1 protein-coding gene is annotated in these 224 nt (G+C 45.5%); it reads left to right on the top strand.

All coding sequences use genetic code 11. The annotated features are described in order from the left end of the window. Positions 1 to 26: 26 nt before the first annotated feature. On the top strand, positions 27 to 224 hold a 198-nt coding region (locus NRL14_RS21015), incomplete at its 3' end, for a reverse transcriptase domain-containing protein (protein ID WP_306725534.1).

The raw sequence follows: 224 nt of genomic DNA, 5'->3' as shown, positions 1-224 counted from the left end.
CTTATCAACCCTTGCCAGTCAAACGCGTGATAATACCCAAACCTGATGGCGGTGAGCGAATGCTTGGGATCCCCTCTGTTATCGACAGAGTGATCCAACAAGCCATTGCTCAAGTGATCAGCCCTTATTTTGAGCCTCAATTTTCACCGCATAGTTATGGTTATCGAGCTCATAAAAGAGCCAGTCAAGCAGTGAACCATGTTCAATCTTGTGTTAAACAAGGC

Source organism: Pseudoalteromonas sp. 20-92 (genome assembly GCF_030847595.1).
GTDB classification, from domain to species: Bacteria; Pseudomonadota; Gammaproteobacteria; order Enterobacterales; family Alteromonadaceae; genus Pseudoalteromonas; species Pseudoalteromonas fuliginea.
This window is presented reverse-complemented; position numbering and strand designations above follow the sequence as displayed.